1 protein-coding gene and 1 pseudogene are annotated in these 1,415 nt (G+C 69.0%); one reads left to right on the top strand and one right to left on the bottom strand.

Features of this window, described 5'->3' with window-relative positions; translation table 11 throughout:
• A pseudogene (locus FVW27_RS15525) lies at positions 1-533 on the bottom strand (STT3 domain-containing protein); the annotation flags it as partial.
• 455 nt (positions 534-988) lie between these two features.
• On the opposite strand from FVW27_RS15525, the gene FVW27_RS15520 reads away from it, so the two are divergent.
• Complete coding sequence (locus FVW27_RS15520; RefSeq protein ID WP_012611995.1) at positions 989-1,207, top strand: hypothetical protein; 219 nt, start codon at positions 989-991, stop codon at positions 1,205-1,207.
• The last annotated feature ends 208 nt before the right edge of the window (positions 1,208-1,415 follow it).

The following is a 1,415-nucleotide window of genomic DNA, read 5'->3' as shown; positions in this document are numbered from 1 at the left end:
CGGGAGGCCAGCACCCCGGCGCACAGCCCCGCCTCCATGCCGCCCAGCGCGGCGGCCCAGGCAAACACCGCCACCGCCAGCAGGCTGCCCATGACCGGCGGCAGCCAGAAGCCCACCACTCCGGACGTGGACCCGGTGAGCAGGGCCACGTAGCGCACCAGCTCGGACATGGGATGCCCCGCACCGAATTCGAAGCCGTCGGCCCCCGCCGTCCAGTGATAGGCGTCGTGCGTGGCCAGCAGGTATTCGCCGTCCAGCTGGTATTCCGGGGTCTGCCAGGCCGGGTATTCCAGCATGCGCATGGCAAAGGCCACGCCAAAGGCCAGCAGGGCCAGCAGCGCGGCGCGTCCGCCCGGTGAACACAACGCCACGGCAGCGGTGCGCAGCCCTGCTTGCAAGGTTCGCGGGGATCGCAGCGCCGGGGGCAGTTGTCCGCCGTCCGGCAGAGTATGGGATTTGCCGTTGCCCCCGGTTTCCGGGTGCCCGGCGCTGGAGGCGGCAAGGGGAGATGTTTCGGGCGTGTGCACGCTCATGGCTTCCTGCCGTGAAAAAGGGCTGCGGCCAGTGGACCGCGCAGGGGGGATATACGCGAAACGGTGGAGCATCGCCAGCGGGGCCAGGAGCGCCCCGGTGAAAAACGGTGCCGCCCGAACGCGACGATGTCATGCCCAGACGCGGCAACGCCATATCCGGTCGCGGCAGTGCCATGTCTGGCCGGACAAAACCGGGACGGGCACGACAATGCTCCGGCAATGAGGCGCAGGGGGGCGACGGGGGGGCGACAGGGGGTGCGAGCAACCGCTTCACCTGCGCCGCGAAATGCGTTAGAGCACAGCGCGAACCAAACAGCCGCGCGGGCTGCCGCCCGCCCGAACCGCCAGGCCCATGCGCACCTTCCACGAACATGCGCGGACATTAGTGCACGGGCCGCGCGCCGCCATCACAACGCACCGCCGGGTCAGCCCCGTCGGCACATGGAGACGCCGCCATGCTGAACATGAAGTATCTCGATGAAATCGAGGAATACCTGTCGTCGGAACGCCTGGATGACGAATTCGAATATTCGCCCGAAGAACGGCGGCACGAAATCCTCGAATTCCTCGAACGCCTCATGGATGTGGCGGACAAGGCCGACGCCGCCGCCACCCGGCTGATCTTCCGCAAGTCGCAATTGGGCGCGCTGATGGGCACCCCGCCCGAAAAGTAACGCCGTACCGCCATTTCCCGCCGGGGGCACGTGGCAGGTCATTGCCCGGGCACTCCGTCCGGGCAAGAACAGCGCGCAGGCAGCCGCCGCCTCTTCCGAGTTCAGGCCCGGCGCCCGGCGCCCGGCGCCATGTGCCGCCCGGCCCATCGCCGACGTCACTCCAGAGCCAACGCCCACAGGTGGCGCGTGGTGGAAGCGGGTGCCTCGC

This window comes from Nitratidesulfovibrio liaohensis (genome assembly GCF_011682075.1).
Classification (GTDB): Bacteria; Desulfobacterota; Desulfovibrionia; order Desulfovibrionales; family Desulfovibrionaceae; genus Cupidesulfovibrio; species Cupidesulfovibrio liaohensis.
The sequence above is the reverse complement of the archived record's forward strand: the minus strand, read 5'-3'. Positions and strand labels throughout refer to the sequence as shown.

Coding starts and splice junctions, on each gene's coding strand:
- FVW27_RS15520 (WP_012611995.1), top strand. CDS start 989: ATGCTGAACATGAAGTATCTCGATGAAATCGAGGAATACCTGTCGTCG.